The following is a 24,083-nucleotide window of genomic DNA, read 5'->3' as shown; positions in this document are numbered from 1 at the left end:
GCGGCGAAGCTCGAACGGCCGCCGTTAGGGTCATGCCCATGCCGAGACTTCCCGCGCGTGAGCTACCGCCCCCGCCGCCGCCCGCGCACCTGCGCGAGTGGCTGGACGAGGGCGCCGTACGGGCCGACCGCGCGCGCTTCCTCGCGGACCTGAGCCGGCGCAGCCTGGGCCTGGGGCGGCTGCTGTCGCTCTGGTGCGTCGCGGGGGCCTTCGCGCTGGGCTGGACCCTGGCCGGCCTGGCCGTGACGGCCTTCGCCGCGGGCGGCGGGCTCGGCGGTGTCGCGTGCTCCGCGGCGGCGGTGGCGGTCCTGCTGTACGCCGGGCTCTGCCTCGCGCGGGGCGCCCGGCAGGAGCGGCGGGTACGCCGGCTGCTGTGTGCCTGGGTCCTGGCGGGCCACGACCCCGAGGCCGACGCCCGCCTGCGCGCCCCGGCGCGCAGCGCGGTGTGGCTGACGGCCTCCCTGGCCCTGGGCGGCTTCGGCCTCTGGCTGGCGTTCGCTTCGGCCTCCGGAGCCAGGCCGGGCACGGACACGTACGGGGAGGTCGCCTACTTCACCGGCTTCGGCATGATCCTGTGGATCACCGCCCTCCTGGGCCTGGCCAAAGCCACGGCCTACCACCGCTGGACCCACACCCCCGCCCCACCCAACCCCGCGCGGCCCGTGACGGCCACATCCAGCCTCGCCGGCGTTTGAGGCGCGGGGGTCTGGGGGCGGAGCCCCCAGGTAGCCCGGGCGCGGCACGGCCCCCCGTCACCCCCGGCCAGGGGCATCGGCAGGGTGACCGATCAGCATCGACGGCGCCCCCGCCACCCGCGTCAGGAACACCGTCGCCGAGTTCGGCCCCTGCGGCTTGACCTTCCTGCGCAGCTCCTCCGGCTCGATCGCGGACCCCCGCTTCTTCACCGTCAGGATCCCGACCCCCCGCTCCCGCAGCAGCGCCTTCAGCTTCTTCAGCCCGAACGGCAGCACGTCCGTGATCTCGTACGCCGTCGCGTACGGCGTCTCCCGCAGCTCGTCGGCCGTGACGTACGCGATGGTCGGGTCGATGAGCCGCCCGTCCAGCCGCGCCGCGACCTCCGCGACGAGGTGCGCCCGGATCACCGCCCCGTCGGGCTCGTACAGCCAGCGCCCCACCGGCCCCGCCTCCGGGTCCGGCAGCGGTTCGGCGGTCTCCAGCGCGGCCGGTCCCGGCAGCAGGGTGGCCCGTACCGTGCCGGGGGCGGTGCCGAACCACAGCACGGCCTCCTTCACGTCCCCGTGGTCGGAGATCCACTCGGCCTCGGCCTCCGCCGGCACCGCCTCGTGCGGGATACCGGGCGCGATCTTGATGGCGGCGAACTTCGCCGCCCGTGCCGCCCCCACCGCCCACGACAGCGGCGGCGAGTACGACTCGGGGTCGAAGATCCGCCCCCGGCCGCCGCGCCGGGCGGGGTCGAGGAAGACGGCGTCGTACGCGGACACGTCGACCGCCGTCACGTCCGCCTCCCGGACCTCGATCAGGTCCGCGAGCCCGAGCGCCTCGGCGTTGGCCCGCGCGACGGCCACCGTCAGCGGGTCGAGGTCCACCGCCAGCACCCGGATCCCGCGCCGCGCGAGCGCCAGCGCGTCCCCGCCGATCCCGCAGCACAGGTCCGCGACGCTCCGCACGCCCAGCCCGTGGAGCCGTTCCGCCCGGTACGCGGCGACCGACGCGCGGGTGGCCATCTCCCCGCCGCCGGGCGTGAAGTACATCCGGAAGGCGTCCTCGGCCCCGAACTTGGCCACCGCCCGCTGCCTCAGCCGGGCCTGCCCCAGCGCGGCCGACACCAGCCCGGCGGGGTGCTCGCGGCGCAGCCGGGTGGCCACGGCCAGCTCCTGTGCGGGGTCGTAGTCGCGGAGGGAGTCGAGGAGGGCGCGGCCCTCGGGGGTGAGGAGCGCGGCGAAGTCTTCGGGGGTCACCGGTTCATTGTGGGCCAGCCGGTGGAAGGCGGGCGTCCGGCCGTGGTGTCGCCCGGGACGCGGAGTCGTATGGTGAAAACATCCGCTGCTATGCAGCTTGTACGACAAAAGGGAAATAGTTCGCAGTTTGGTCACCGGCCCGCGCGCCACCCGCGCGGCCGGTACGGGGTGGCCCTGGCCGCACTGCTGGTCGCCGCCCTGGGTACGGGGTGCGGGACCACGGAGGCCGAGAAGCCGGCCAAGGGCAAGCCCGGCCAGGGGTCGGAGGCGGGCGGCGCGGCCGGCGCGCTCGCCAACTCCGCGGAGAAGCGCAAGGCCGCCCAGCAGGCCCGGATCGCGGCCGCGAAGAAGTGGCGGCTGGCCAAGACGCCGCTGTCGGCCCCCGCCGCGCCGAAGACGAAGCCCGAGATCACCACGCGCGAGGGCTTCGAGGTCGAGGACCAGGAGGAACTGCCCCCGGTCTTCACCACCATCCCGACCGAGGACAAGGTCGTCTTCCTGACGGTGGACGACGGGGCCGAGAAGGACCCCGAGTTCATCAGGATGATGAGCGAGTTGAAGATCCCCTACACGGCGTTCCTCAGCGACTACCTCGTGCGCGACAACTACCCCTACTTCAAGGAGATGCAGGCCGCGGGCGTCACCCTGAACAACCACACCCTCAACCACCGCTACATGCCCGGCCTCTCCTACGAGCAGCAGCGCGAGGAGATCTGCGGCCAGCAGGACACCATCCAGAAGCAGTTCGGCAAGCGGCCCACGCTCTTCCGGCCGCCCTACGGCAACTACAACCAGGACACGCTGAAGGCCGCCAAGTCCTGCGGCATCAAGGCGGTTCCGCTGTGGAACGCCGAGGCGTTCGTGAACCGGATGGACTACCGCGAATGGGACCGCGACCTCCACCCCGGTGACATCATCCTCACGCACTTCCGGGGCCGGGAGGACTGGAAGGGCACGATGCCTGACATGATCCGTCATGTCATGAAGACCGTCACGGACAAGGGGTACGCCGTGGCCCGCCTGGAGGACTACTTGTGAGGTACGCGCGCCGGCTGGTGGCCGGGACGCTGACGGCCGGCGCGCTCGCGCTGTCCCTGACGGGATGCGGGAACAGCGTGGATCCCATCGAACGGCTGGGCCGCAAGACCGCGCCGGACAGCGCGTCCCCTTCGGCCTCCCCGTCCGCGCCGGCCCCCGCGGCGAGCTCCGCGCAGGCCGGTGCGGCGGGGGACGAGGCGTACCGGAAGTGGGGCCTCAAGGCCCCCCTCCAGTACGCCCCCAAGCCGGCGCAGAAGCCCCAACTCCCCAAGGCCGCCCCGGGCAAGGCGGCCGTGCTGGACCGAATACCCGTCGCGCCGACGGAGAAGGTCGTCTTCCTGACCTTCGACGACGGTGCGGAGAAGGACCCCGAGTTCCTGAAGATGGCGGCCGACCTGAAGCTGCCGATCAGCATGTTCCTGACGGACAACGTGGCCTCCTCGGACTACGGCCACTTCGAGAAGCTCCGCGACAACGGCTCCGGCAGCACGGTCAACAACCACACCCTGACCCACCCGAACCTCCGCACCCTGCCCTTCGCGGCGCAGAAGAAGGAGATATGCGGGCAGCAGGACCACCTGGAGAAGCGCTTCGGCAAGCGGCCGCCGCTCTTCCGCCCGCCGTTCGGGAACTACAACGACGACACCCTCAAGGCCGCCGCCGAATGCGGCGTCCAGACGGTGGTCCTGTGGCGGGCGTCGATGCAGATAAACGACTTCCAGTACGCGGAGGGCTCCGCCCTCAAGCCGGGCGACATCATCCTGGCCCACTTCCGCGGCCCGTCGGAGCTCAAGGGCTCGACGGAAACCCAGATGACGACCCGCATGCTCCAGCGCATACAGGACCAGGGCTACAAGATCGCCCGCCTGGAGGACTACCTGTAGGGGCCCGCTATCTCCCCCTCGAGGGGTGGGGGTCGGGCGGTGTTTGCCCACCCGCCTCCCCGTCAGCGGGCCGGTGGGCCGGACGGGCGGTAGCCCCTGGGGCCGGATCAGAGCGGGTTGGGGGCTTCCCGTCAGTCCCATCGTCCTTCCGGTTCGGGCCGGTCCCTCAAGGGCGCTCCTTCGTCGCGTCGCTACGCGATGGCCTTCGGCCACCCTTGACAGACCGACCCGCCCCGGAAAGCCGAAAGACTGCCGGGAAACCCCCAAAGAAACGGCACGGTCCAGAGGAGGGCGGACGGGTCTCTCAGGGATGAGGCGAGGGACCGGGCGCCGGCCCGCCCGACATCCGGCCCCTCAAGAGTCCAGATCCCGGGCCAGGGGTGCGACTACCTGCACCAAAGCTCGATCCGGGCGACCTGGGAAGCCCCAGACGCGACAGATCGCTACGCGCTCCTCCCGTCTCAGCGTCCGGCGACCGCCTTGGGCTGATACCCGCACGAGAAGCCGATCAGAGCCGCTCAGGGGGCACCCAGGCGCGTCAGTTCGCTACGCGCTTCTCTGATCTCGGCGGCCGGCCGCCGTCTTGAGCCGGTCGTCGGCCATACAGAAGACTCGCGCGCCCCTTTTGACCCCGTATGGGGGCCTGTTGTGGGGTCGGATGGCTCTCTGTCGGAGTCTGCGGGTGAAAAAGACATCCGCAGACTCCGGCAAGCCGCCAAAGGCCCTGAGAGAGGGCGGATTCGACCTCCAAAGGGCTTCGTCCGCCCCTCTCGCGGCCCATCCCAGCCCCAGACGGCCGCCGGACGCCAAGCCGGGAGGAGCGCGTGGCGATCTCTCGCGCCCGTCCACTGCCTGGGCTGACCTGGTCGTCCTCTGGCGCGGGTATCAGCCACAGGCGGTCGTCGGACGCTGAGAAACGGGGAGCGCGTAGCAATCTGTCGCGCCTGTCGGCTCCCTGGGCTGCTCTGGTCGTCTTCTCGTGCGGGTGGTCGCGCTCCTGGCCCGGGATCACGGACGTGGGGGGCGGATGTCGGGCGGGCCGGCGCCCGGCCCCTCGCCTGGTCCCTGAGGGACCCGCCCCTCCAAGGATCGTCCGTGCCGTTTCTTTGGGGGTTTCCCGGCAGTCTTTCGGCTTTCCGGGGCGGGTCGGCCTGTCAAGGGTGGCCGAAGGCCATCGCGTAGCGACGCGACGAAGGAGCGCCCTTGACAGGCCGGCACGACACGGAAGGACGATGGGACTGACGGGAAACCCCCAGACTTCTCTGGTCCGGTCCAGGGGGCTACCGCCCCCGAACCACCGCCCGCACCCGGGGAGGCGGGTGGGCAAACACCGCCCGACCCCACGGGGTCGAGGGGGAGATAGCGGGGCCGCGCCCCGCCCCCCCCAGGGTCAGCGCCCCAGCGCCGTTTCGTGCTCCATGCGGGTCAGTTTCTGGGGGTTGCGGACGGTGTAGAGGCCGGTGATGAGGCCGTCGTCGATGCGCAGCGCCACGACCATGTCGACCTCGCCGTCCATCCGGATGAGGAGTGCCGGGTGGCCGTTCACGCGGGTCGGCTCCGTGGTCACCAGCCGGCCGAAGACGGCGACGCCGGCCGCCAGGGCACGGGCCACCTTGTCCGCGCCGATCACGGGTCGGGGCATGGCCCGCTTGATGCCGCCGCCGTCGCCCAGGGCCACGACGTCCGGGGCGAGGAGGTCGAGCAGGCCCTGGAGGTCGCCCGTCTCCAGGGCCCGCCGGAAGGCGTCGAGGGCGGCCCGGGTCTCGGTCGCGGAGACGACCCCGCGCGGCCGGCGCGCGGCGACGTGCGAGCGGGCCCGGTGCGCGATCTGGCGGACCGCCGCCGGGCTCTTCTCGACGGCCTCCGCGATCTCCTCGTACCCCAGGTCGAACACCTCGCGCAGGACGAACACCGCACGCTCGGTCGGCGCCAGCGTCTCCAGCACCAGCATCATCGCCATCGAGACGCTGTCGGCCAGCTCGACGTCCTCGGCCACGTCCGGCGCGGTCAGCAGCGGCTCCGGAAGCCAGGGGCCGACGTACGTCTCCTTGCGGCGGCTCAGTGCGCGCAGCCGGCCGAGGGCCTGCCGGGTGGCGATCCGGACCAGGTACGCGCGCGGCTCCCGCACCGTTTCGAGGTCGACGCCCGACCAGCGCAGCCAGGTCTCCTGGAGGACGTCCTCCGCGTCCGCGGCCGAGCCGAGCATCTCGTAGGCGGCCGTGAACAGCAGTTTGCGGTGCCTGACGAACGCCTCGGTGGCGGGGTCGGGACGGTCGTCCTCGCTCATGTGCGGGTCTCCTCTGCCTCCGTACGTGACCGGTCGCCCATACGACGCCGGACCCCGGTGCTTTGTGACAGGCCGGACGGCCCCGCGGTCCGTGACGCGCGTCACAGCGGTCCACCTGTCACGGGCGCCGTCCGGCCGGCATCTCATGTCCGACCAGTCGCGTTGACGAGGAGGACGACATGAAGGTCGTGGTGGTGGGCGCCGGCTACGCGGGGATGCTCGCGGCGAACCGGATCGCCAAGAAGGTCAGGGGCGCCGAGATCACGGTGGTCAACCCGCGCGCCGAGTTCGTGGAACGCGTACGGCTCCACCAGCAGGTCGCCGGGACCGCTGCCGTGGCGACGCCCCTCACCTCGATGCTGCGCCCCGGGATCACCGTCCGCGTCGCCACCGTGGAGGAGGTGGGCGACGGCCGCGTCACCCTCGCGGGCGGGGAGACCCTCGACTTCGACCACGCGTTCCTGGCGGTCGGCAGCACGGTCCGGGCCATGGAGGGAACGGTCCCGGTCGGGACCTGGGAGGGCGCCGAACGGGCCCGGGCGCAGCTCGACGCCCTGCCCGCGGGCAGCACGGTCACCGTGGTCGGCGGCGGCGCGACCGGGATCGAGACGGCGGCCGAGATCGCCGAGGCCCGGCCCGGCCTGCGCGTGCGCATCGTCGGCCCGTCGGTCGCCGACGGCTTCTCCGACCGGGCGCGGACCAAGGCGCGCGCCGGACTGGAGCGTCTGGGGGTCGAGGTGGTGGACGACACCGTCACGGGCGTCGTCGACGGCACGGTGCGCCTGGGTTCCGGGGTGGAGGCGGTCTCCGACCTGACCCTGTGGGCGATCGTGTCCGACGTACCCGACCTGGCCGCGCGCAGCGGTCTGACGGTCGACGCGCGCGGCCGGGCGCTCGTGGACGAGTGCCTGCGCAGCGTCGACGACGGACGGATCTTCGTCGTGGGCGACTGCGCGGCGGTGCCCGGTGCCCGCTTCGCCTGCGCCCTCGCCACGCCGCAGGCCGCCCACGCCGCCGACACCCTGGTCCGCCTGATCGGCGGCCGCGAGCCCGAACCGTACGCACTCCGTTACGTGGCCCGGGCCGTCACGCTCGGGCGCAAGGGCGCGGTGGCCCAGTTCACCCACCGCGATGACACCCTGCGCCGCGCCTGCCTCACCGGGCGCACCGCCGTGGTGCTCAAGGAACTGGCCGCCCGGGGAGGCAGGTACGGCGCCCGCACGGGCGTCGGGGGCTGAACGCCCCGGCGCGTACGGGCCCGGCGCACCGCGCCCCACACCCTCCGCCGGTTCGGGCCGCTACGCGGTCTCGGCCTCCAGGATGGCCAGGAGTCCGGGGAAGCGTGCCTCGATGTCGGCTCGACGCAGGCCCGCCATCCGGCTGTTGCCCCGGTCGACCTGGTGGATCAGGCCGGCTTCCCGCAGGGTGCGGAAGTGGTGGGTGACCGTCGCTTTGGAGACCGGCAGCGAGAAGGAGGCGCAGGTGCGCGCGGTGCCTTCCGGGGCAAGGGCCAGCTCGCGCACCACACGGCGGCGCAGAGGATCGGCGAGCGCGGAAAGCACTCTGCCGAGCTCGATCTCCTCGACGGTCGGGTGACCCTCGTCGTCGGGCATGGTGGCGATCTCCCCCCTCAGGTAAGGATTGGATCTTACCTCTGGCGACTGCTAGCGTCCCACAGGTACGAACTCAGTCGTACCTACCTGTGGGGGAGAACCCTGATGGACCAGCTCGTCTCACTCGTCGGCATAGCCCGCTCCAAGCCGGAACGGGCCCAGGAGCTCATGGAGCTCCTGCTCTCCTTCGTCGAGCCCACCCGGCAGGAGCCGGGCTGCCTGGAGTACCACTTCCACGAGGACGGCGAGGAGCCCGGTGTCTTCGTGTTCTACGAGGTGTGGCGCAGCCAGGCCGACCTGGACGCCCATCTGGCGCTCCCGCACCTGCGGGACTTCTGGGAGCGTCGGATGGACTACCTGACCACGGACGTGGAGCTCCGCTTCGTGAACATGCGAAGCCCTTACGGCCACTAGGCCACCAGGCCACCAGGCCGCGAGGCCACTGGGCCGCCAGGGTCTGTCGCGCCCGGCGGCTCCCGGGGGCGGGGCGAGGGGCTACCGCAGCCCCGCCCCCGCCCCCGCCACCACCGGGGTGATCGTCGTTTCCGCCGGGCCCATGGCGTCGGCTTCGCGCTGGCGTTCCGCGCTGTCGCTGATGCGCAGCAGCAGGGCGATCATGATCCAGTTGGCCAGCAGTGACGAGCCGCCCTTCGCCAGGAAGGGGAGGGCCTTGCCGGTCAGGGGGATCAGGCCCGTCACGCCGCCGGCGACCACGAAGACCTGGAGCGCCAGCGCCGCCGCCAGGCCCACCGCCAGCAGCTTGCCGAACGGGTCCCGCGCGGCCAGCGCCATGCGCAGGCCCCGCTGTACGAGCAGGGCGTAGATGATCAGTACGGCCATCACCCCGGCCAGGCCGAGCTCCTCGCCCACCGTCGTCAGGATGAAGTCGCTGCGCCCCGCGAACTTGATCAGCTCGGGGTGTCCCATCCCGAGACCGGTGCCCGAGACGCCGCCGGTGCCGAAGCTGAACAGCGCCTGCGCGGACTGCTCGGAGTTGAGGCCCTGCGGGGGGTTCGGGGAGTAGATGGCCAGGGGGTTCAGCCAGGCGGCGACGCGGGCCTTGACGTGGGGTTCCGTCGAGCCGACCACGAACGCGCCCACGGCGGCCATCAGCAGGCCGCAGACGATCCAGCTGGTGCGCTCGGTGGCCACGTACAGCATCACCACGAAGACGCCGAAGAAGATCAGGGACGTGCCGAGGTCGCGCTCGAAGACGAGGACGAGCAGCGAGATGATCCACACCGTGATGATCGGCCCGAGCTGCCGCATCGGCGGCAGCCGCATGCCCAGGAACCTGCGCCCCGTCAGGGCCAGCGAATCGCGGTGGATGACCAGGTAGCCCGCGAAGAAGATCGCGATCATGATCTTCACGAACTCGCCGGGCTGGAGCGAGAAGCCGAACAGGATGATCCAGCGCTTGGCGCCGTACGTGTCCGCGCCGAAGAACGCCGGCGCGATCAGCAGCACCAGCGCGACGGCCATCGTGATGTAGATGAAGCGCTGGAGCAGCCGGTGGTCGCGCAGCAGCGCCACGACCAGGATGCAGGCGGCGACCCCGACCACCGTCCACATCAGCTGGTCGGGCGCGTTGGCCGTGGAGTTCCACCGCTCGATGTAGCCCTGGTCGAGCCGGTGGATGAGCACCAGCCCCAGCCCGGTGAGCAGCATCGCGAGCGGGAAGATCAACGGGTCCGCGTACGCAGCGAACCGGCGGATGCCCAGGTGACCCACCAGGGACAGCAGCGTCATGCTGATGACGAAGCTGGTGAGGTGCTGCGGCAGCTCGCCGTTCATGGCCAGCCCGGCGCTGACGTGGCCGAAGACGGCGATGCCGATGACCAGGAGCAGCAGCAGCGCTTCGGTGCGACGGCGGGCGCCCGCCATCGTCAGGGGCCTCAGTCCACGCACGGGATGCCGCCGCCGTCGATCTCACCCTTCTCCGGCCGGGGCGGCGGGGGAGCGGATGACGGGGGTGACGCGGGTGACGCGGGGGAAGAAGGAGAGGGAGAAGAGGGCGGCGCGACGGCCGGCGCGCTCGGGGTCGTCGCAGTGGTCGACCGGGGACCGATCTGCTCGGCAATGAGGCGCTTTATCTTCATATCATCTACGACGTTGATGTCCTCCCCATGGTTCCTTCCGAAGCCCTCTACGGGGAGTGTCGTGAACCGCACTCTGCCCCCGGACAGGTTCTTCGCCTGCTTCACGAACGACAGCAGGTCCCATCCCTCGTCCGTCACGACGTCCTCCTTCGCCGTGTCGATCAGCTTGAGGAGCTTCACCGGGTCCGTGAAGGTCCCGGCCGAGTTCAGTTTCTGCGTCGCCCCCGCGAGGAAGGCCTGCTGCCGCTTCGTCCGGTCCAGGTCGCCCATCGCCAGCCCGTGCCGCTGCCGTACGAAGGCCAGGGACTGCCGGCCGTTCAGGGTCTGCCGGCCCGCCGGGAAGTCGGCGCCCGAGTACGGGTCCTTCACCGGCTTCTTCAGGCACACCGGTACGCCGCCCAGCGCGTCCGCGAGGTGGTGGAAGCCGGCCAGGCTGAGCTCGGCGAAGTGGTCGACCGGGACGCCCAGGAAGTCGCGCACCGTCTCGATCTGCGCCCGGCGACCCGCCTCGCGCCCCTCCCGCTCCAGGCGGCGCCGGTCCCGCACGCCGGCCCGGGAGAGCTGTTCCTCCCTGGCGGCCTTCGCCAGGCCGTACGCCTTCTTGATCTTGTCCTTGCGGCCCTGCCCCTGCCCCGCCCCCTGCCCGGCGATCTCCACGAAGTCGTCGCGCGGTATCGAGAAGGCCTTCGCCTCGCCGCCGTCGCCCGGGACGTGCAGCAGGATGAGGGTGTTCGCGTTGTAGCCGCCGATGTCCGAGCTTCCCGCGTGCAGCGCGTCGAGGATCTCGGCGGGCAGCGGGTCGCCGTTTCGGTCGCGCCGGCTGTCCAGGCCCATGAGCAGGATGTTCACATCACCGTGCGCCGACCTCTCGGCGCCGTCCAGGGCCTTCGAGCCGGCGATGCCGGAGGCGAGGTCGCGGTAGAGGTACCAGGCGCCGCCGCCCGCCGTCACCGTCAGCACGCAGCCCGTGATCAGCAGCGTGCGCGCGAGCCTCCGGCGCCGTGAGGGCCTGCGGTGGCCGGTCTTGGTCCGTGTCCGTGCAGCGCTCATGCCGCTCGATCCTGGCGCAGGGGCGCTGAAGGAATCCTGAGGAGGCGGCCCCCTCAGCGCTCGCCCCGCCCCGACGGAACCCACAGTTCCAGCCGCGCGCCCCGGCCGCCCGGCGCGCCGAGCGCGCGTACCTCGCCCCCGTGGGCCCGCGCGATCTCCCGGGCGATGGCCAGGCCCAGGCCGGTGCCGCCGCCGGCCCGGCCGCGGTCCGCGTCGAGGCGTACGAACCGCTCGAAGACGCGGTCGCGGTCCGCCTCCGGGATCCCCGGACCGTCGTCGGCCACTTCCAGCACCGCCCGCCCGTCCCGCGCGGCGGCCCGCACCACGACCCCGGCGTCCGCGTACCGCAGGGCGTTGTCCACCAGGTTGGCCAGGGCCCGCTCCAGCCGCGCCGGGTCCCCGTACGCCGGCACCGGCGCGGGCGCCTCCAGCCGCAGCGGCACCCGGGGCGCGGGCCGCCGCGCCGCGTCCTCGGCGGCCAGCAGCGCGAGGTCCACCGGCTCGGGGCGGGGCGCGGGCCCGCCGTCCAGGCGGGCCAGGAGCAGCAGGTCGGCGGCGATCCGCTGGAGCCGCCCGGTGTCGGCCAGCGCGGCGGCCACCGACGCCCGGTCGGGCCGCTCCATGGCCAGGGCCACCTCCAGCCGCGAGCGGACTGCGGCGAGCGGGTTGCGCAGCTCGTGCGAGGCGTCGGCGGTGAACTGGCGCTGGCGGGCGTCGGAGCGCTCCAGCCGGTCGAGGGTGTCGTTGACGGTCCGGGCCAGCTGGGCGATCTCGTCGCCGCCGCCGGGGTCGGGGACGCGCCGGTCGAGCTCGCTCGCGGTGACGGCGGCGAGCGAGGTGCGGATGGCGGTGACGGGGCGCAGCGCGCGGCCGGTGGCCCACCAGGCCAGGGCCGCCGCGAAGGCGGTCAGCGGGGGAGCGCCGGCGAGGAGGCCGGTGGCGATGGCGCGGGTGGCGTCGTCGACGTCGCCGAGCACGGTCACCGCGTACACGGTGTGCGGATCGTGCGCGCCGGGCGGGCCGGGGGCCTCGACCGCGACGACCACGCGCCGCTGCGCGCCGGGGCGGGCGGGCGGCAGTACGGCCGAGCGGGAGTCCTGGCCGGGGCCGGGGCGCAGTGCGTCGAGGCGCGGGGGGTCCTTGGGCGCTCCGGCGGCGGTGCTGGCGACGTCGCGGCCGTGGGCGTCGCGTACGAGGACCAGGTCGACCCCGCCGTCGGGCGCGGGCAGCCGGCCGCCGGGCGGGAGGGTCCGGGTGTCGAGCTGGGCGGCGACCTTGCGCGCGGCGAGCTCGGTGCGGCCGGTGGTGTTGTCGAGGAGGTTGCTGCGCATGAGGCTGTGGAGCCAGAGCCCGCCGGTGGTGAGGACCGCGGCCATCGCGAGGGCGGCGGCGAGGGCGGTCCGCGCGCGCAGGTTGCCCACGAGGCGGATCCGCGGACGCAGGTCGCCCACGAGGCGGCCGCGCGGTCTCCTGCCCTCCGGCCCCGCCCCCGGCCCCGCGCCCTCACCCACCGTCGGGAGCCATGCGGTAGCCGGTGCCGTGGACGGTGAGGATCGAGCGGCGGCCGAAGGGGGCGTCGATCTTCTTGCGCAGGGAGGAGACGTAGACCTCGACGATGTTCGGGTCGATGCCGTGCGGGGCGTCCCAGACCTCGTCGAGGACGTCCTGCTTGGCGACGGCCCGGCCGGGGCGCCGCATCAGGCAGGCGAGGACGCCGACTTCGCGGGCGGTGAGTTCGATGTCGTGGCTCCCGCGGCGGCAGCGGCGGTCGAGCGGGTCGAGGCAGAGGTCCCCGGCCCGGAGCTCGGCGGGTTCGGGGGCGGCGGCGCGGCGGGCGAGGGCGCGCAGCCGGGCGGCCAGCACCAGGAAGGAGAAGGGCTTGGTGAGGTAGTCGTCGGCGCCGGCGTCGAGCCCCTCGGCCTCGTCGTGCTCGCCGTCCCTGGCGGTCAGCATCAGGACGGGCGTGGGATCGCCGTGCGCCCGCATCCGGGCGCAGATCTCGGCGCCGCCGGGGCCGGGGAGCATCAGGTCGAGCAGGACGGCGTCGTACGGTCCGCCGGTGAGGGCCAGTTCGAGGCCGCGGTGGCCGTCGTGGGCGACCTCGACGCGGTGGCCTTCGGCGGACAGGCCCTGGCGGAGGGATTCGGCCAGGTTCTCTTCGTCTTCGACCACGAGGATGCGCACGCCCCAAGCCTCACATACCGGGCAGCGGCTCCTCGGGCCCCGGGGCGCCCCGGTCCGGTTCCCGAGGGGTCGGGGTTCAGCCGAACGGGGTGTTCGGCGGCCGGAATACGTGGAACCAGCGGACCGTGTTGGCACTCCGCTTGACCGAGTGCTAATCGCCGGAATAGTGTCACACCTGGCACTCGCCCCCGGTGAGTGCCAACACAGCGACAGGCTGGTCCGGCACCCGCGACGACGGATCGACCTGGTCGCCACCTCAGACAGTTAACCCCGGATCTCCGAAGGGGGAGGTCGGATCGTGACGACCGCCAGCTCCAAGGTTGCCATCAAGCCGCTTGAGGACCGCATCGTGGTCCAGCCGCTCGACGCCGAGCAGACCACGGCCTCCGGCCTGGTCATCCCGGACACCGCGAAGGAGAAGCCCCAGGAGGGCGTCGTCCTCGCGGTCGGCCCGGGCCGCTTCGAGGACGGCCAGCGTCTCCCGCTGGACGTCAACGTCGGCGACATCGTGCTGTACAGCAAGTACGGCGGCACCGAAGTGAAGTACAGCGGCGAGGAGTACCTCGTCCTCTCGGCCCGCGACGTGCTCGCGATCGTCGAGAAGTAATTCGCTTCAAGAAGTTTGCTTGAGCTGCGCCCCTGGTCACCCCGCTGATTGCCGGGCGGCGAGGGGCGCGGTTCGTTAAACCCGAGTTTTCGAGAGGGCTGAACCGCTCCCATGGCGAAGATCCTGAAGTTCGACGAGGACGCCCGTCGCGCCCTCGAGCGCGGCGTCAACAAGCTTGCCGACACGGTGAAGGTGACGATCGGCCCCAAGGGCCGCAACGTCGTCATCGACAAGAAGTTCGGCGCCCCCACCATCACCAACGACGGTGTCACCATCGCCCGCGAGGTCGAGCTGGACGACCCGTACGAGAACCTCGGCGCGCAGCTGGTGAAGGAGGTGGCGACCAAGACCAACGACATCGCGGGTGACGGCACCGCCACCGCCACCGTGCTGGCCCAGGCGCTCGTCCGCGAGGGCCTGCGCAACGTCGCCGCCGGCGCCTCCCCGGCCGCCCTGAAGAAGGGCATCGACGCCGCGGTCAAGGCCGTGTCCGAGGACCTCCTCGCGACCGCCCGCCCGATCGAGGACAAGTCGGACATCGCCGCCGTGGCCGCGCTCTCCGCGCAGGACGCCCAGGTCGGCGAGCTCATCGCTGAGGCGATGGACAAGGTCGGCAAGGACGGTGTCATCACCGTCGAGGAGTCCAACGCCTTCGGCCTGGAGCTCGAGTTCACCGAGGGCATGGCCTTCGACAAGGGCTACCTGTCCCCCTACATGGTCACCGACCAGGAGCGTATGGAGGCCGTCCTCGACGACCCGTACATCCTGATCAACCAGGGCAAGATCTCCTCCATCCAGGACCTCCTGCCGCTGCTGGAGAAGGTCATCCAGGCGGGTGGCTCCAAGCCGCTGCTGATCATCGCCGAGGACGTCGAGGGCGAGGCCCTCTCCACCCTCGTCGTCAACAAGATCCGCGGCACCTTCAACGCGGTGGCCGTCAAGGCCCCGGGCTTCGGCGACCGCCGCAAGGCGATGCTCCAGGACATGGCCACCCTCACCGGTGCCACCGTCATCGCCGAGGAGGTCGGCCTCAAGCTCGACCAGGCCGGTCTGGACGTCCTCGGTTCCGCGCGCCGCGTGACCATCTCCAAGGACGACACGACCATCGTCGACGGTGGCGGCAACGCCGCTGACGTCGCGGGCCGCGTCAACCAGATCAAGGCCGAGATCGAGGCCACGGACTCCGACTGGGACCGCGAGAAGCTGCAGGAGCGCCTGGCGAAGCTCGCCGGCGGCGTCTGCGTCATCAAGGTCGGCGCCGCCACCGAGGTGGAGCTCAAGGAGAAGAAGCACCGTCTCGAGGACGCCATCTCCGCGACCCGCGCCGCGGTCGAGGAGGGCATCGTCTCCGGCGGTGGCTCCGCGCTCGTCCACGCCGTCAAGGTCCTGGAGGGCAACCTCGGCCTGACCGGCGACGAGGGCACCGGCGTCTCCGTCGTCCGCCGCGCCGCCGTCGAGCCGCTGCGCTGGATCGCCGAGAACGCGGGCCTCGAGGGCTACGTCATCACCTCGAAGGTCTCCGAGCTCGACAAGGGCCAGGGCTTCAACGCCGCCACCGGCGAGTACGGCGACCTGGTCAAGGCCGGCGTCATCGACCCGGTCAAGGTCACCCGCTCCGCCCTGGAGAACGCCGCCTCCATCGCCTCCCTGCTGCTCACGACCGAGACCCTGGTCGTCGAGAAGCCGGCGGAGGAGGAGGCCGAGGCCGGTCACGGCCACGGTCACGGCCACAGCCACTGACGCGACGCGTCCGCGCGCTTCACGGGAAGGCCCCCGTCCCGCCGTTCACACGGTGGGACGGGGGCCTTCCCGTTCTCCGGGGCGGACCGCGGGCGTCACTCCATCATGCCGAGCTGCCGCATCAGGCCCATGGCGTCGTAGTGCCACCAGCCTTCCTTGATCTTGCCGTCCTGGCACCGGAAGACCGTGGTGCCGGTCATCGTGCAGGTCTTGCCGGTGGGGGCGACGCCCATGAACTCGCCCTTGTGCGTGCCGGTCCAGGTCCACAGCGTGGTGACGTAGTCGTCCTGCGCCGTCTGGGCGTCAATGGTGAAGGAGAAGTCGAAGGCGGCGCGCCACATCTCGACGTCGTCCCTGATCGCGGAGTAGCCGTGCTTGTCCTCGGGGTTGGAGATGTCGTGGTCGTGGTAGTCCGGGGCGAAGACCTCCTCGATGGCGGCCATGTCGCCCTTCACCGCGATGTCGTCGAACATCCGGTTCGCCATCATGGTGTTGAGGTGCTCGTCGCGGACCGTGTCGAGGTTGGTGAAGGTCGGCATGCCGTCGCACAGGGCCGTCATCTCGTGGAACATCCGGTCCGTCTCGGGGAGGTTGGAGTTCTTCATGGCCTCCTCGTACGAAGGGAACTCGACGAAGTTCACGTAGTGGTCCGTCTGGTCGCGGTCCTTGCCCACCACGCTGTGGGTGACCGTGCGCTTGCCCTGGCTCTGGGCGACGTACTTGTCCAGCAGGTCGTTCATCGCGTCGGGCTGGTGGGTCCTGTAGTCAACCAGTTGTACGAATGTCATGGTGGGCTCCCGTGCTGGAGGGGACGTGTCCAGTTTAGGGAGGATTCACCCGTTCAGCCCGGTCTACCGGCGGGTTACTGAGGCCCGTACTTGCGGCCCGTACGGGAGGAGACACCGCCGAGCAGCCCGCGCGGCGTCAGCTTCACCACACCCATCAGCGCCTTGTAGCGCGGGTCCGGGATCGACACGGTCTTGCCGCGCGCCAGGTCGGCGAGCGCGGCGGCCACCAGCTTGTCCGCGTCGAGCCACAGCCAGCCCGGGATGTTGTCCGTGCCCATGCCGGCCCGCTCGTGGAACTCGGTCCGCACGAAGCCGGGGCACAGGGCCATCAGGCGGACGCCGGAGCCGGCGAGGTCCCGCGCCGCGCCCTGGGTGAACTGCACGACCCAGGCCTTGCTGGCGCCGTACGTGCCGCGCGGCACGAAGGCGGCGACCGAGGCCACGTTGACCACCCCGCCGCGGCCGCGCGAGCGCATCGACTCCGTCGCCGCCGAGGTCAGCCGCAGCACCGCCTCGACGTGCACCTTCAGCATCGTCAGCTCGTCGGCCATGGAGACTTCCAGGTAGCGGCCCTTGTTGCCGAAGCCCGCGTTGTTGACGAGCAGGTCCACCGGGTGCGTACGGTCGCCGAGGCGGGTCTCGACGGCCTTGATGCCCTCCTCGGTGGAGAGGTCGGCGGCCAGCACCTCGGCCTCGATGCCGTGCCGGTCGTGCAGCTCGGTCGCCTGTTCGGCGAGTCGCTTGGTGTCGCGGGCCACCAGTACGAGGTTGTGGCCCTGGGAGGCCAGCCGCCGGGCGAAGGCGGCGCCGATGCCCGCCGTGGATCCAGTGATCAGCGCAGTCGTCATGTGCGCAAAATAGCCGCCCGCGGCCGACCGGCGGGCCTCCGCGCGCACGTGCGTGCGATCCCGTGATCTCCGGGGCCCGTGGAACGCCCCGCGCGGGCTGTCCGTCGGGGCCCTCCTCCCAAAGGGGCGGCTGGGGGATTGGCGCCGCGGTCAAAGCCGGTCTTATGCTCGGAGGGTGATCGAGGCACGCCACCTCCGGATCCTGCGCGCCGTCGCCGGGACCGGTTCCTTCTCCGCCGCCGCCCGCGAGCTCGGCTGCACCCAGCCCGCCGTCTCCCAGCAGATGAAGGCCCTGGAACAGTCGGCCGGGACCCCGTTGCTGGTGCGCGCCGGCCGCGAGATGCGCCTGACCCAGGCCGGCGAGGCCCTGGTGCGGCACGCCGCCGGGATCCTGGCCGGGCTGACGGCCGCCGAGGAGGAGGTCGCGGCCATCGCCGGGCTGCGCGCGGGCCGGGTCCGGCTCGTCTCCTTCCCCAGCGGCAGCTCCACGCTGGTGCCCACCGCGCTCGCGGCGATGCGCGCGGAGCATCCGGGCACGCGCATCTCCCTGGTCGAGGCGGAGCCGCCGCGGTCGGTGGAGATGCTGCGCGAGGGCGACTGCGACGTGGCGCTGGCCTTCCGTTACGCGGGGGCCTCGGCGGTGGCCGAGTGGGACGACCTGGTGGTGACCCCGCTGCTGACCGACCGGCTCGTCGGGCTGGTGCCCGAGGGGCACCGGCTGGCCGGGGCCGGGCGGGTGGGCATGGCGGAGCTGGCCGACGAGCCCTGGATCGCGGGCTGTCCGCGCTGCCGCCGCCATCTGGTGGAGGTGTGCGAGGGTGCGGGCTTCACCCCGCGCATCGACTTCGCCACCGACGACTACCCGGCCGTGGTCGGCCTGGTGGGCGCCGGGCTGGGCGTGGCGGTGCTGCCCGAGCTGGCGGTGGAGTCCGTACGGGCGAAGGGCGTGAGCGCCCTGGCCGTGGAGCCGGCGGTGGAGCGGGAGGTCGTGGCGCTGACGCTGCCCGACCTGGCGCGCGTGCCGGCGGTGGCGGCGACCCTGGGTGAGCTGGTGCGGGCCGCCGCCCGTTGACCTGCGCGTGCGTCAGTGCGGCGGGACGGGGCCGATCGTGCTGGAGGCGGGGATCAGCCGGTGCCGTGCGCGGCCCATGAGTTCCTCGCGTTCGTCCTCGGTGAGGCCCCCCCACACCCCGTAGGGCTCTCGGACGGCGAGCGCGTGCGCGGCGCATTCCGAACGCACCGGGCAGCGCATGCAGACCTCTTTAGCCGAGGCCTCGCGCGCACTCCTGGCCGCGCCCCGCTCGCCTTCCGGGTGGAAGAAGAGGGAGCTGTCGACTCCGCGGCAGGCGGCCAGCAGCTGCCAGTCCCACAGGTCGGCGTTCGGTCCGGGGAGGCGGGAGAAATCTGCCATTGGTAGTCCTCTTGGTGCCGGGTACTACGCGGATACGGTCCATGTCTCCACACCTACTGTCGTAGTAGATGTAAATATGACTCATTGGGACCCTAGCCTCAGACACATGGCAAACGGAAGGAAAGCCGCCAAATAGGGCATAGCTCCAGATGGAGGACAGTTGGCTCGCGCCTCCGGCGTGGTGATCGCTTCCTCACGTAGAGTGCCGAAGGTGTTCGTCCGACCCGTAACTCTTTCGAGTGACCATCGTTGAGAGAGCGAGTGCGGTTGAAACGAGAGGTTCCCGGACAGGTGTCCGAGGGCATCGACCGCACAGGTGACGATACGTACCAGCCTGGAGGCTCAAGGTGACGCGCATCAGCAGCTGCGGAGGGCGGTCATGACATCCGTCCTCGTCTGCGACGACTCCCCGCTTGCCCGAGAGGCGCTCCGGCGCGCGGTTGCCACCGTGCCCGGCGTCGAGCGTGTGACGACGGCTGCCAACGGCGAGGAAGTCCTCCGCCGCTGGGGCGCCGACCGCTCCGACCTGATTCTGATGGATGTACGGATGCCCGGCCTCGGCGGCGTCGAGACGGTCCGCCGGCTCCTGTCCGCGGACCCGGGCGCCCGCATCATCATGCTGACGGTCGCCGAGGACCTGGACGGGGTGGCCCTCGCGGTCGCCGCCGGCGCCCGCGGCTACCTGCACAAGGACGCCTCGCGCGCCGAACTGCGGGCCACGGTCACCCAGGCGCTCGCCGACCCCACCTGGCGGCTGGCCCCGCGCCGGCTCCGCTCGGCCGAGATGGGGGCCGCCCCCACCCTGACCGCGCGCGAGATCCAGGTGCTGGAGGGCATGAGCCACGGCCGGTCCAACGCGGAGATCGGGCGCGAGCTCTTCCTCTCCGAGGACACGGTCAAGACGCACGCCCGCAGGCTGTTCAAGAAGCTCGGTGCCTCGGACCGGGCGCACGCCGTGGCACTCGGCTTCCGCTGGGGTCTCGTCCGCTGACCGTGACACCGTCGGCCGGCGGCGGCCGCGGTCCCGTCCGCCGACGGCGGGCGGGGCGGCAGGTGTCCGCCGGCGCCGCCGGGGCGGAAAGCCGCGGAAGTCCCGCCGCGCCCGGTGTCACACCGGGGATTGGCGGGGCACAATCCGGGGGACGTGTCGCTTCGGGCGCGATGCCGCATCCTTGATGGTGTGCCGCATTCTTGGAGAGATCGAGTCCCGCGGGACGACGATTCGGGCCGAGCGGAGGGGAGGGCGCAGATGATGAGTTCCGGCGCACCCGCTCATAACGCTTCGATGCACAACACGGACCGCGATGCCGCGAACGCTCCCGCGCCAAGGCACCATGGATTGATGCGCGACGACGAGGCCCTGGGGTCACCCGCGGCCACAGGCCCCACCGGCGCCGCCAGAGGCGGCAACGCCGGGCCCGTCGGCGCGCTCGTACGCCGTGCCGTCGAGGGGGACGAGCAGGCCACGCACGACCTCCTGGCCTTCGTGCACCCCCTCGCCCTGCGCTACTGCCGCACCCGTCTGTCGCGGCTCCCGGGTGACGCCCGTCACTTCGTGGAGGACCTCGCGCAGGAGGTCTGCGTCGCCGTGCTGATGGCGCTGCCCCGCTACCGGGACACCGGCAGGCCCTTCGAGGCCTTCGTCTTCGCCATCGCCGCGCACAAGGTCGCCGACCTCCAGCGGGCCGCCATGCGGCACCCGGGGAGTACGGCCGTGCCCTCCGACGAGATGCCCGAGCGGCCGGACGACTCCCTCGGCCCCGAGGAGCGGGCGCTGCTCAGCAGCGACGCGGCCTGGGCCAAGAAGCTCCTCGCGAACCTGCCGGAGAACCAGCGCGAGCTGCTCGTCCTGCGGGTGGCCGTCGGGCTGACCGCGGAGGAGACCGGCCAGATGCTCGGCATGTCCCCCGGAGCCGTGCGCGTCGCCCAGCACCGCGCCCTCAGCAGGCTGCGGGCGCTCGCCGAGCAGTGACCTTCGCCGGAGGCGCAGGTTCCCTTTCGCGGCGGTTTCTGTCGTAGGAAACGACGAAAATCGCGGTTGACCTTGGTCGTGGAATGAGACGCCCCGGGATCCCGTTAGCATGGACATCCGCGCTGAGCAAGACCATTTGGAAGGTGTCATGACCGCCGACGGAGTACCCGACAAATTCGCCACGCTCGGACTGACCTACGACGACGTGCTGCTGCTGCCGGGCGCGTCGGACATGTCTCCGGACGCGATCGACACCTCTTCCCTCATCTCGCGCAACGTCCGGGTGAACGTTCCGCTGCTGTCCGCCGCCATGGACAAGGTCACCGAGTCCCGCATGGCCATCGCGATGGCCCGCCAGGGCGGCGTCGGCGTCCTGCACCGCAACCTCTCCATCGCCGACCAGGCCAACCAGGTCGACCTGGTCAAGCGCTCCGAGTCCGGCATGGTCACCGACCCGATCACGGTGCACCCGGACGCGACGCTGCGCGAGGCCGACGAGCTCTGCGCCAAGTTCCGCATCTCCGGCGTCCCGGTCACCGACCCGGCGGGCAAGCTGCTCGGCATCGTCACCAACCGCGACATGGCCTTCGAGTCGGACCGCAGCCGCCAGGTGCGCGAGGTCATGACCCCGATGCCGCTGGTCACCGGCAAGGTCGGCATCTCCGGCGTGGACGCCATGGAGCTGCTGCGCCGCCACAAGATCGAGAAGCTTCCGCTGGTCGACGAGGCCGGCATCCTCAAGGGCCTCATCACGGTCAAGGACTTCGTCAAGGCCGAGAAGTACCCGAACGCCGCCAAGGACAAGGACGGCCGCCTGCTGGTCGGCGCCGCCGTCGGCGTCGCCGGCGACGCGTACGAGCGCGCCCAGGCCCTGATCGAGGCGGGCGCCGACTTCATCGTCGTCGACACCGCCCACGGCCACTCCCGCCTGGTCGGCGACATGGTCGCCAAGATCAAGTCGAACTCGTCCGTCGACGTCATCGGCGGCAACGTCGCCACCCGCGACGGCGCCCAGGCGCTCGTCGACGCCGGCTGCGACGGCATCAAGGTCGGCGTCGGCCCCGGCTCCATCTGCACCACCCGCGTCGTCGCCGGCATCGGCGTCCCGCAGGTCACCGCGATCTACGAGGCCGCCCTCGCCGCCAAGGCCGCGGGCGTCCCCGTCATCGGCGACGGCGGCCTCCAGTACTCCGGCGACATCGCCAAGGCCCTCGTCGCGGGCGCCGACACCGTGATGCTCGGCTCGCTGCTCGCGGGCTGCGAGGAGTCCCCGGGCGAGCTGCTCTTCATCAACGGCAAGCAGTTCAAGTCGTACCGCGGCATGGGCTCGCTCGGCGCGATGCAGTCCCGCGGCGACCGCAAGTCCTTCTCCAAGGACCGCTACTTCCAGGAGGGCGTGGGCGGCGACGACAAGCTCATCCCCGAGGGCATCGAGGGCCAGGTGCCGTACCGCGGCCCGCTCTCCGCGGTCGTCCACCAGCTGGTCGGCGGCCTGCGCCAGTCGATGTTCTACGTCGGCGGCCGCACCGTCCCCGAGCTCCAGGACCGGGGCCGCTTCGTCCGGATCACCTCGGCGGGCCTCAAGGAGAGCCACCCGCACGACATCCAGATGACGGTGGAAGCGCCGAACTACTCCCGTAAGGGCTAGCAGGCCGAGGCGAGGGGCGGGTCCGGGTTTCCGGGCCCGCCCCCCGCCGTTTCCGGGGGATCGGCCGTCCGTACAGCGGTCACCGGAACGCGGGTCCCCGGGGTTCGGGGATACTGGACGGGCAGACCCAGAGGAAAGGCCACCACACGTGACTGAGATCGAGATCGGGCGCGGCAAGCGCGGCCGCCGGGCGTACGCCTTCGACGACATCGCCATCGTCCCCAGCCGGCGTACGCGGGACCCGAAGGAGGTCTCGATCGCCTGGCAGATCGACGCGTACCGCTTCGAGCTCCCCTTCCTGGCCGCCCCCATGGACTCGGTGGTCTCCCCGCAGACCGCGATCCGCATCGGCGAGCTCGGCGGCCTCGGCGTGCTGAACCTCGAAGGCCTGTGGACCCGCTACGAGGACCCGCAGCCGCTGCTCGACGAGATCGCGGAGCTGGACGAGGCCAGGGCCACCCGCCGCCTCCAGGAGATCTACGCCGCGCCGATCCAGGCCGACCTGATCCGGCAGCGCATCAAGGAGGTGCGCGACTCGGGCGTCGTCACCGCCGCCGCGCTCTCCCCGCAGCGCACCGCCGAGTTCTCCAAGGCGGTCGTGGACGCGGGCGTGGACATCTTCGTGATCCGCGGCACCACCGTGTCCGCGGAGCACGTCTCCGGCGCCGCCGAGCCGCTGAACCTCAAGCAGTTCATCTACGAGCTCGACGTCCCGGTCATCGTCGGCGGCTGCGCCACCTACACGGCGGCCCTGCACCTGATGCGCACCGGCGCGGCGGGCGTCCTCGTCGGCTTCGGCGGCGGCGCCGCGCACACCACGCGCAACGTGCTCGGCATCCAGGTCCCGATGGCCACCGCCGTCGCGGACGTGGCCGCGGCCCGCCGCGACTACATGGACGAGTCCGGCGGCCGCTACGTCCACGTCATCGCCGACGGCGGCGTGGGCTGGTCCGGCGACATCCCGAAGGCCGTGGCCTGCGGCGCCGACGCCGTCATGATGGGCTCCCCGCTGGCCCGCGCCACCGACGCCCCGGGCAAGGGCAACCACTGGGGCATGGAGGCCGTCCACGAGGACGTGCCGCGCGGCAAGAAGGTCGACCTCGGCACCGTCGGCACCACCGAGGAGATCCTCACGGGCCCGTCGCACACCCCGGACGGCTCGATGAACTTCTTCGGCGCGCTCCGCCGCTCGATGGCCACCACCGGCTACAGCGAGCTCAAGGAGTTCCAGCGCGTCGAGGTCACGGTCGCGGACTCGCAGCACAGCCGCTGACCCCTCACCGCGAGCACGCCGGAGGGCCGGCACCCCGTCAGGGGTGCCGGCCCTCCGGCGCGTGCGGGGCGTGTGCTCAGTCGCTCGCCTTCTTGGCGGAGCCGAAGGCGACGAAGGCGGCGAGGCCGAAGAAGAGGAAGGAGATGGGGTCCAGGCTCTCCTTCCAGACCGCGTTCAGGCCGGAGACGCCGACCTTGTCGATGACGTCCATGACCCCGCTGTTGTCGATCTTGGTGGCCACGAGGACGACGAAGAACAGCTGGCCGAGGTAGACGGCGCCGAGGGACAGCACGGCGGCGACCACGGGCAGGACCGGGTTGCGCCCGCCGATCTTGCCGGCGGCCAGGCCCACGAGGAGGCCGACGCCGGCGGCCGCGTAACCGATCTCGCGGTCGAGGGCGTTCATGATGCCGCCGTACGCGGCGGCCGCGACCAGTGCCGCCACGACGCCGGCGGCGATGCCGAGGCCGACGTTGCCGCCGCGCGCCGGGGCGGGGGCGGGGGCGGGGGCCTCGGTGTAGGAGGCGGGCGCCGGCGGCTGGAAGTTCTGGCTCATGGTGGAAATCCCCCCCAGGGATTCGGACGCACGGCCGCCCGGAGGGCGTAAGTGCGGGATAAGTGACGCCGCAGGCTAACAGGGGACGGTCGAATTCCACCGGGGGATTTCGGTCGGGTGACCGGACCGGGATCCGGTCGTGACC

23 protein-coding genes are annotated in these 24,083 nt (G+C 72.0%); 12 read left to right on the top strand and 11 right to left on the bottom strand.

The window, feature by feature from the left end; all coding sequences use genetic code 11:
* Positions 1-38: 38 nt before the first annotated feature.
* The gene (locus ABD973_RS12500) at positions 39-695 is read left to right on the top strand and encodes a hypothetical protein (RefSeq protein WP_241253345.1); all 657 of its coding nucleotides are present in this window, start codon (positions 39-41) and stop codon (positions 693-695) included.
* 57 nt (positions 696-752) lie between these two features.
* Here ABD973_RS12500 and ABD973_RS12495 read toward each other — a convergent pair whose 3' ends face one another.
* The gene (locus ABD973_RS12495; RefSeq protein ID WP_241253587.1) at positions 753-1,958 is read right to left on the bottom strand and encodes a THUMP-like domain-containing protein; all 1,206 of its coding nucleotides are present in this window, start codon (positions 1,956-1,958) and stop codon (positions 753-755) included.
* A 72-nt stretch (positions 1,959-2,030) separates the two neighbouring features.
* Here ABD973_RS12495 and ABD973_RS12490 point away from each other — a divergent pair, with 72 nt between their 5' ends.
* Positions 2,031-2,978 carry a polysaccharide deacetylase family protein gene (locus tag ABD973_RS12490; RefSeq protein ID WP_386381564.1) on the top strand — a complete coding sequence of 316 codons (948 nt, stop codon included), beginning with the start codon at positions 2,031-2,033 and terminating at the stop codon, positions 2,976-2,978.
* A gap of 14 nt (positions 2,979-2,992) precedes the next feature.
* Positions 2,993-3,862, top strand: a complete 870-nt coding sequence (locus ABD973_RS12485) for a polysaccharide deacetylase family protein (protein ID WP_125603544.1) — start codon at positions 2,993-2,995, stop codon at positions 3,860-3,862.
* A gap of 1,390 nt (positions 3,863-5,252) precedes the next feature.
* Here the strand turns inward: ABD973_RS12485 and ABD973_RS12480 are convergent.
* Entirely contained in the window at positions 5,253-6,149 is an 897-nt protein-coding gene (locus tag ABD973_RS12480; RefSeq protein ID WP_345500126.1) for an RNA polymerase sigma-70 factor, read from the bottom strand.
* A 179-nt stretch (positions 6,150-6,328) separates the two neighbouring features.
* Here ABD973_RS12480 and ABD973_RS12475 point away from each other — a divergent pair, with 179 nt between their 5' ends.
* A complete protein-coding gene (locus tag ABD973_RS12475; RefSeq protein ID WP_345500125.1) occupies positions 6,329-7,387 on the top strand; it encodes an NAD(P)/FAD-dependent oxidoreductase in 1,059 nt (352 codons plus the stop codon).
* Between the two features lie 60 nt (positions 7,388-7,447).
* Here ABD973_RS12475 and ABD973_RS12470 read toward each other — a convergent pair whose 3' ends face one another.
* Positions 7,448-7,762 carry an ArsR/SmtB family transcription factor gene (locus tag ABD973_RS12470; RefSeq protein WP_125822140.1) on the bottom strand — a complete coding sequence of 105 codons (315 nt, stop codon included), beginning with the start codon at positions 7,760-7,762 and terminating at the stop codon, positions 7,448-7,450.
* Between the two features lie 105 nt (positions 7,763-7,867).
* On the opposite strand from ABD973_RS12470, the gene ABD973_RS12465 reads away from it, so the two are divergent.
* Positions 7,868-8,176 carry a putative quinol monooxygenase gene (locus ABD973_RS12465; protein WP_125822141.1) on the top strand — a complete coding sequence of 103 codons (309 nt, stop codon included), beginning with the start codon at positions 7,868-7,870 and terminating at the stop codon, positions 8,174-8,176.
* Positions 8,177-8,257: 81 nt separating this feature from the next.
* Here the strand turns inward: ABD973_RS12465 and ABD973_RS12460 are convergent, their stop codons facing one another.
* The 4 genes from ABD973_RS12460 to ABD973_RS12445 form a co-directional block, all read right to left on the bottom strand.
* Entirely contained in the window at positions 8,258-9,670 is a 1,413-nt protein-coding gene (locus ABD973_RS12460) for an FtsW/RodA/SpoVE family cell cycle protein (protein ID WP_241253346.1), read from the bottom strand.
* Positions 9,658-10,911: an LCP family protein gene (locus tag ABD973_RS12455; RefSeq protein ID WP_125822142.1), complete on the bottom strand. Its 1,254-nt coding sequence runs from the start codon at positions 10,909-10,911 to the stop codon at positions 9,658-9,660. The genes ABD973_RS12460 and ABD973_RS12455 overlap by 13 nt, the downstream gene beginning before the upstream one ends.
* Positions 10,912-10,964: 53 nt before the next feature.
* A complete protein-coding gene (locus tag ABD973_RS12450; RefSeq protein ID WP_125822143.1) occupies positions 10,965-12,332 on the bottom strand; it encodes a sensor histidine kinase in 1,368 nt (455 codons plus the stop codon).
* 82 nt (positions 12,333-12,414) lie between these two features.
* Positions 12,415-13,095, bottom strand: a complete 681-nt coding sequence (locus ABD973_RS12445) for a response regulator transcription factor (RefSeq protein ID WP_125822144.1) — start codon at positions 13,093-13,095, stop codon at positions 12,415-12,417.
* Between the two features lie 298 nt (positions 13,096-13,393).
* Here ABD973_RS12445 and groES point away from each other — a divergent pair, with 298 nt between their 5' ends.
* Both groES and groL read left to right on the top strand, forming a co-directional pair.
* Positions 13,394-13,702, top strand: a complete 309-nt coding sequence (gene groES, locus ABD973_RS12440) for a co-chaperone GroES (protein ID WP_007265952.1) — start codon at positions 13,394-13,396, stop codon at positions 13,700-13,702.
* 111 nt (positions 13,703-13,813) lie between these two features.
* Positions 13,814-15,442 (top strand): chaperonin GroEL, encoded by a 1,629-nt coding sequence (gene groL / locus ABD973_RS12435; RefSeq protein ID WP_345500124.1) that lies wholly within the window; start codon positions 13,814-13,816, stop codon positions 15,440-15,442.
* Between the two features lie 95 nt (positions 15,443-15,537).
* On the opposite strand, the gene ABD973_RS12430 is transcribed toward groL, so the two are convergent.
* Entirely contained in the window at positions 15,538-16,230 is a 693-nt protein-coding gene (locus ABD973_RS12430; RefSeq protein WP_125822145.1) for an ester cyclase, read from the bottom strand.
* A 74-nt stretch (positions 16,231-16,304) separates the two neighbouring features.
* Entirely contained in the window at positions 16,305-17,078 is a 774-nt protein-coding gene (locus ABD973_RS12425; RefSeq protein WP_125600855.1) for an SDR family NAD(P)-dependent oxidoreductase, read from the bottom strand.
* Positions 17,079-17,253: 175 nt separating this feature from the next.
* On the opposite strand from ABD973_RS12425, the gene ABD973_RS12420 reads away from it, so the two are divergent.
* Entirely contained in the window at positions 17,254-18,150 is an 897-nt protein-coding gene (locus ABD973_RS12420) for a LysR family transcriptional regulator (protein ID WP_125600852.1), read from the top strand.
* 12 nt (positions 18,151-18,162) lie between these two features.
* Here ABD973_RS12420 and ABD973_RS12415 read toward each other — a convergent pair whose 3' ends face one another.
* The gene (locus ABD973_RS12415; protein WP_030298281.1) at positions 18,163-18,489 is read right to left on the bottom strand and encodes a WhiB family transcriptional regulator; all 327 of its coding nucleotides are present in this window, start codon (positions 18,487-18,489) and stop codon (positions 18,163-18,165) included.
* A 379-nt stretch (positions 18,490-18,868) separates the two neighbouring features.
* Here ABD973_RS12415 and ABD973_RS12410 point away from each other — a divergent pair, with 379 nt between their 5' ends.
* From ABD973_RS12410 to ABD973_RS12395, 4 genes are all read left to right on the top strand, one after another.
* Positions 18,869-19,480, top strand: coding sequence for a response regulator transcription factor (locus tag ABD973_RS12410; protein WP_003948568.1), 612 nt, complete (start codon positions 18,869-18,871; stop codon positions 19,478-19,480).
* A 351-nt stretch (positions 19,481-19,831) separates the two neighbouring features.
* On the top strand, positions 19,832-20,461 hold the full coding sequence (locus tag ABD973_RS12405) for a sigma-70 family RNA polymerase sigma factor (RefSeq protein ID WP_125600849.1): 630 nt from the start codon (positions 19,832-19,834) through the stop codon (positions 20,459-20,461).
* Between the two features lie 148 nt (positions 20,462-20,609).
* Positions 20,610-22,109 (top strand): IMP dehydrogenase, encoded by a 1,500-nt coding sequence (guaB, locus tag ABD973_RS12400; protein WP_125600846.1) that lies wholly within the window; start codon positions 20,610-20,612, stop codon positions 22,107-22,109.
* 148 nt (positions 22,110-22,257) lie between these two features.
* Entirely contained in the window at positions 22,258-23,382 is a 1,125-nt protein-coding gene (locus ABD973_RS12395) for a GuaB3 family IMP dehydrogenase-related protein (protein ID WP_125600843.1), read from the top strand.
* A 76-nt stretch (positions 23,383-23,458) separates the two neighbouring features.
* On the opposite strand, the gene ABD973_RS12390 is transcribed toward ABD973_RS12395, so the two are convergent.
* On the bottom strand, positions 23,459-23,938 hold the full coding sequence (locus ABD973_RS12390) for a hypothetical protein (protein WP_345500123.1): 480 nt from the start codon (positions 23,936-23,938) through the stop codon (positions 23,459-23,461).
* Positions 23,939-24,083 lie beyond the last annotated feature (145 nt).

It is taken from the genome of Streptomyces racemochromogenes (assembly GCF_039535215.1).
GTDB lineage: Bacteria > Actinomycetota > Actinomycetes > Streptomycetales > Streptomycetaceae > Streptomyces > Streptomyces racemochromogenes.
The sequence above is the reverse complement of the archived record's forward strand: the minus strand, read 5'-3'. Positions and strand labels throughout refer to the sequence as shown.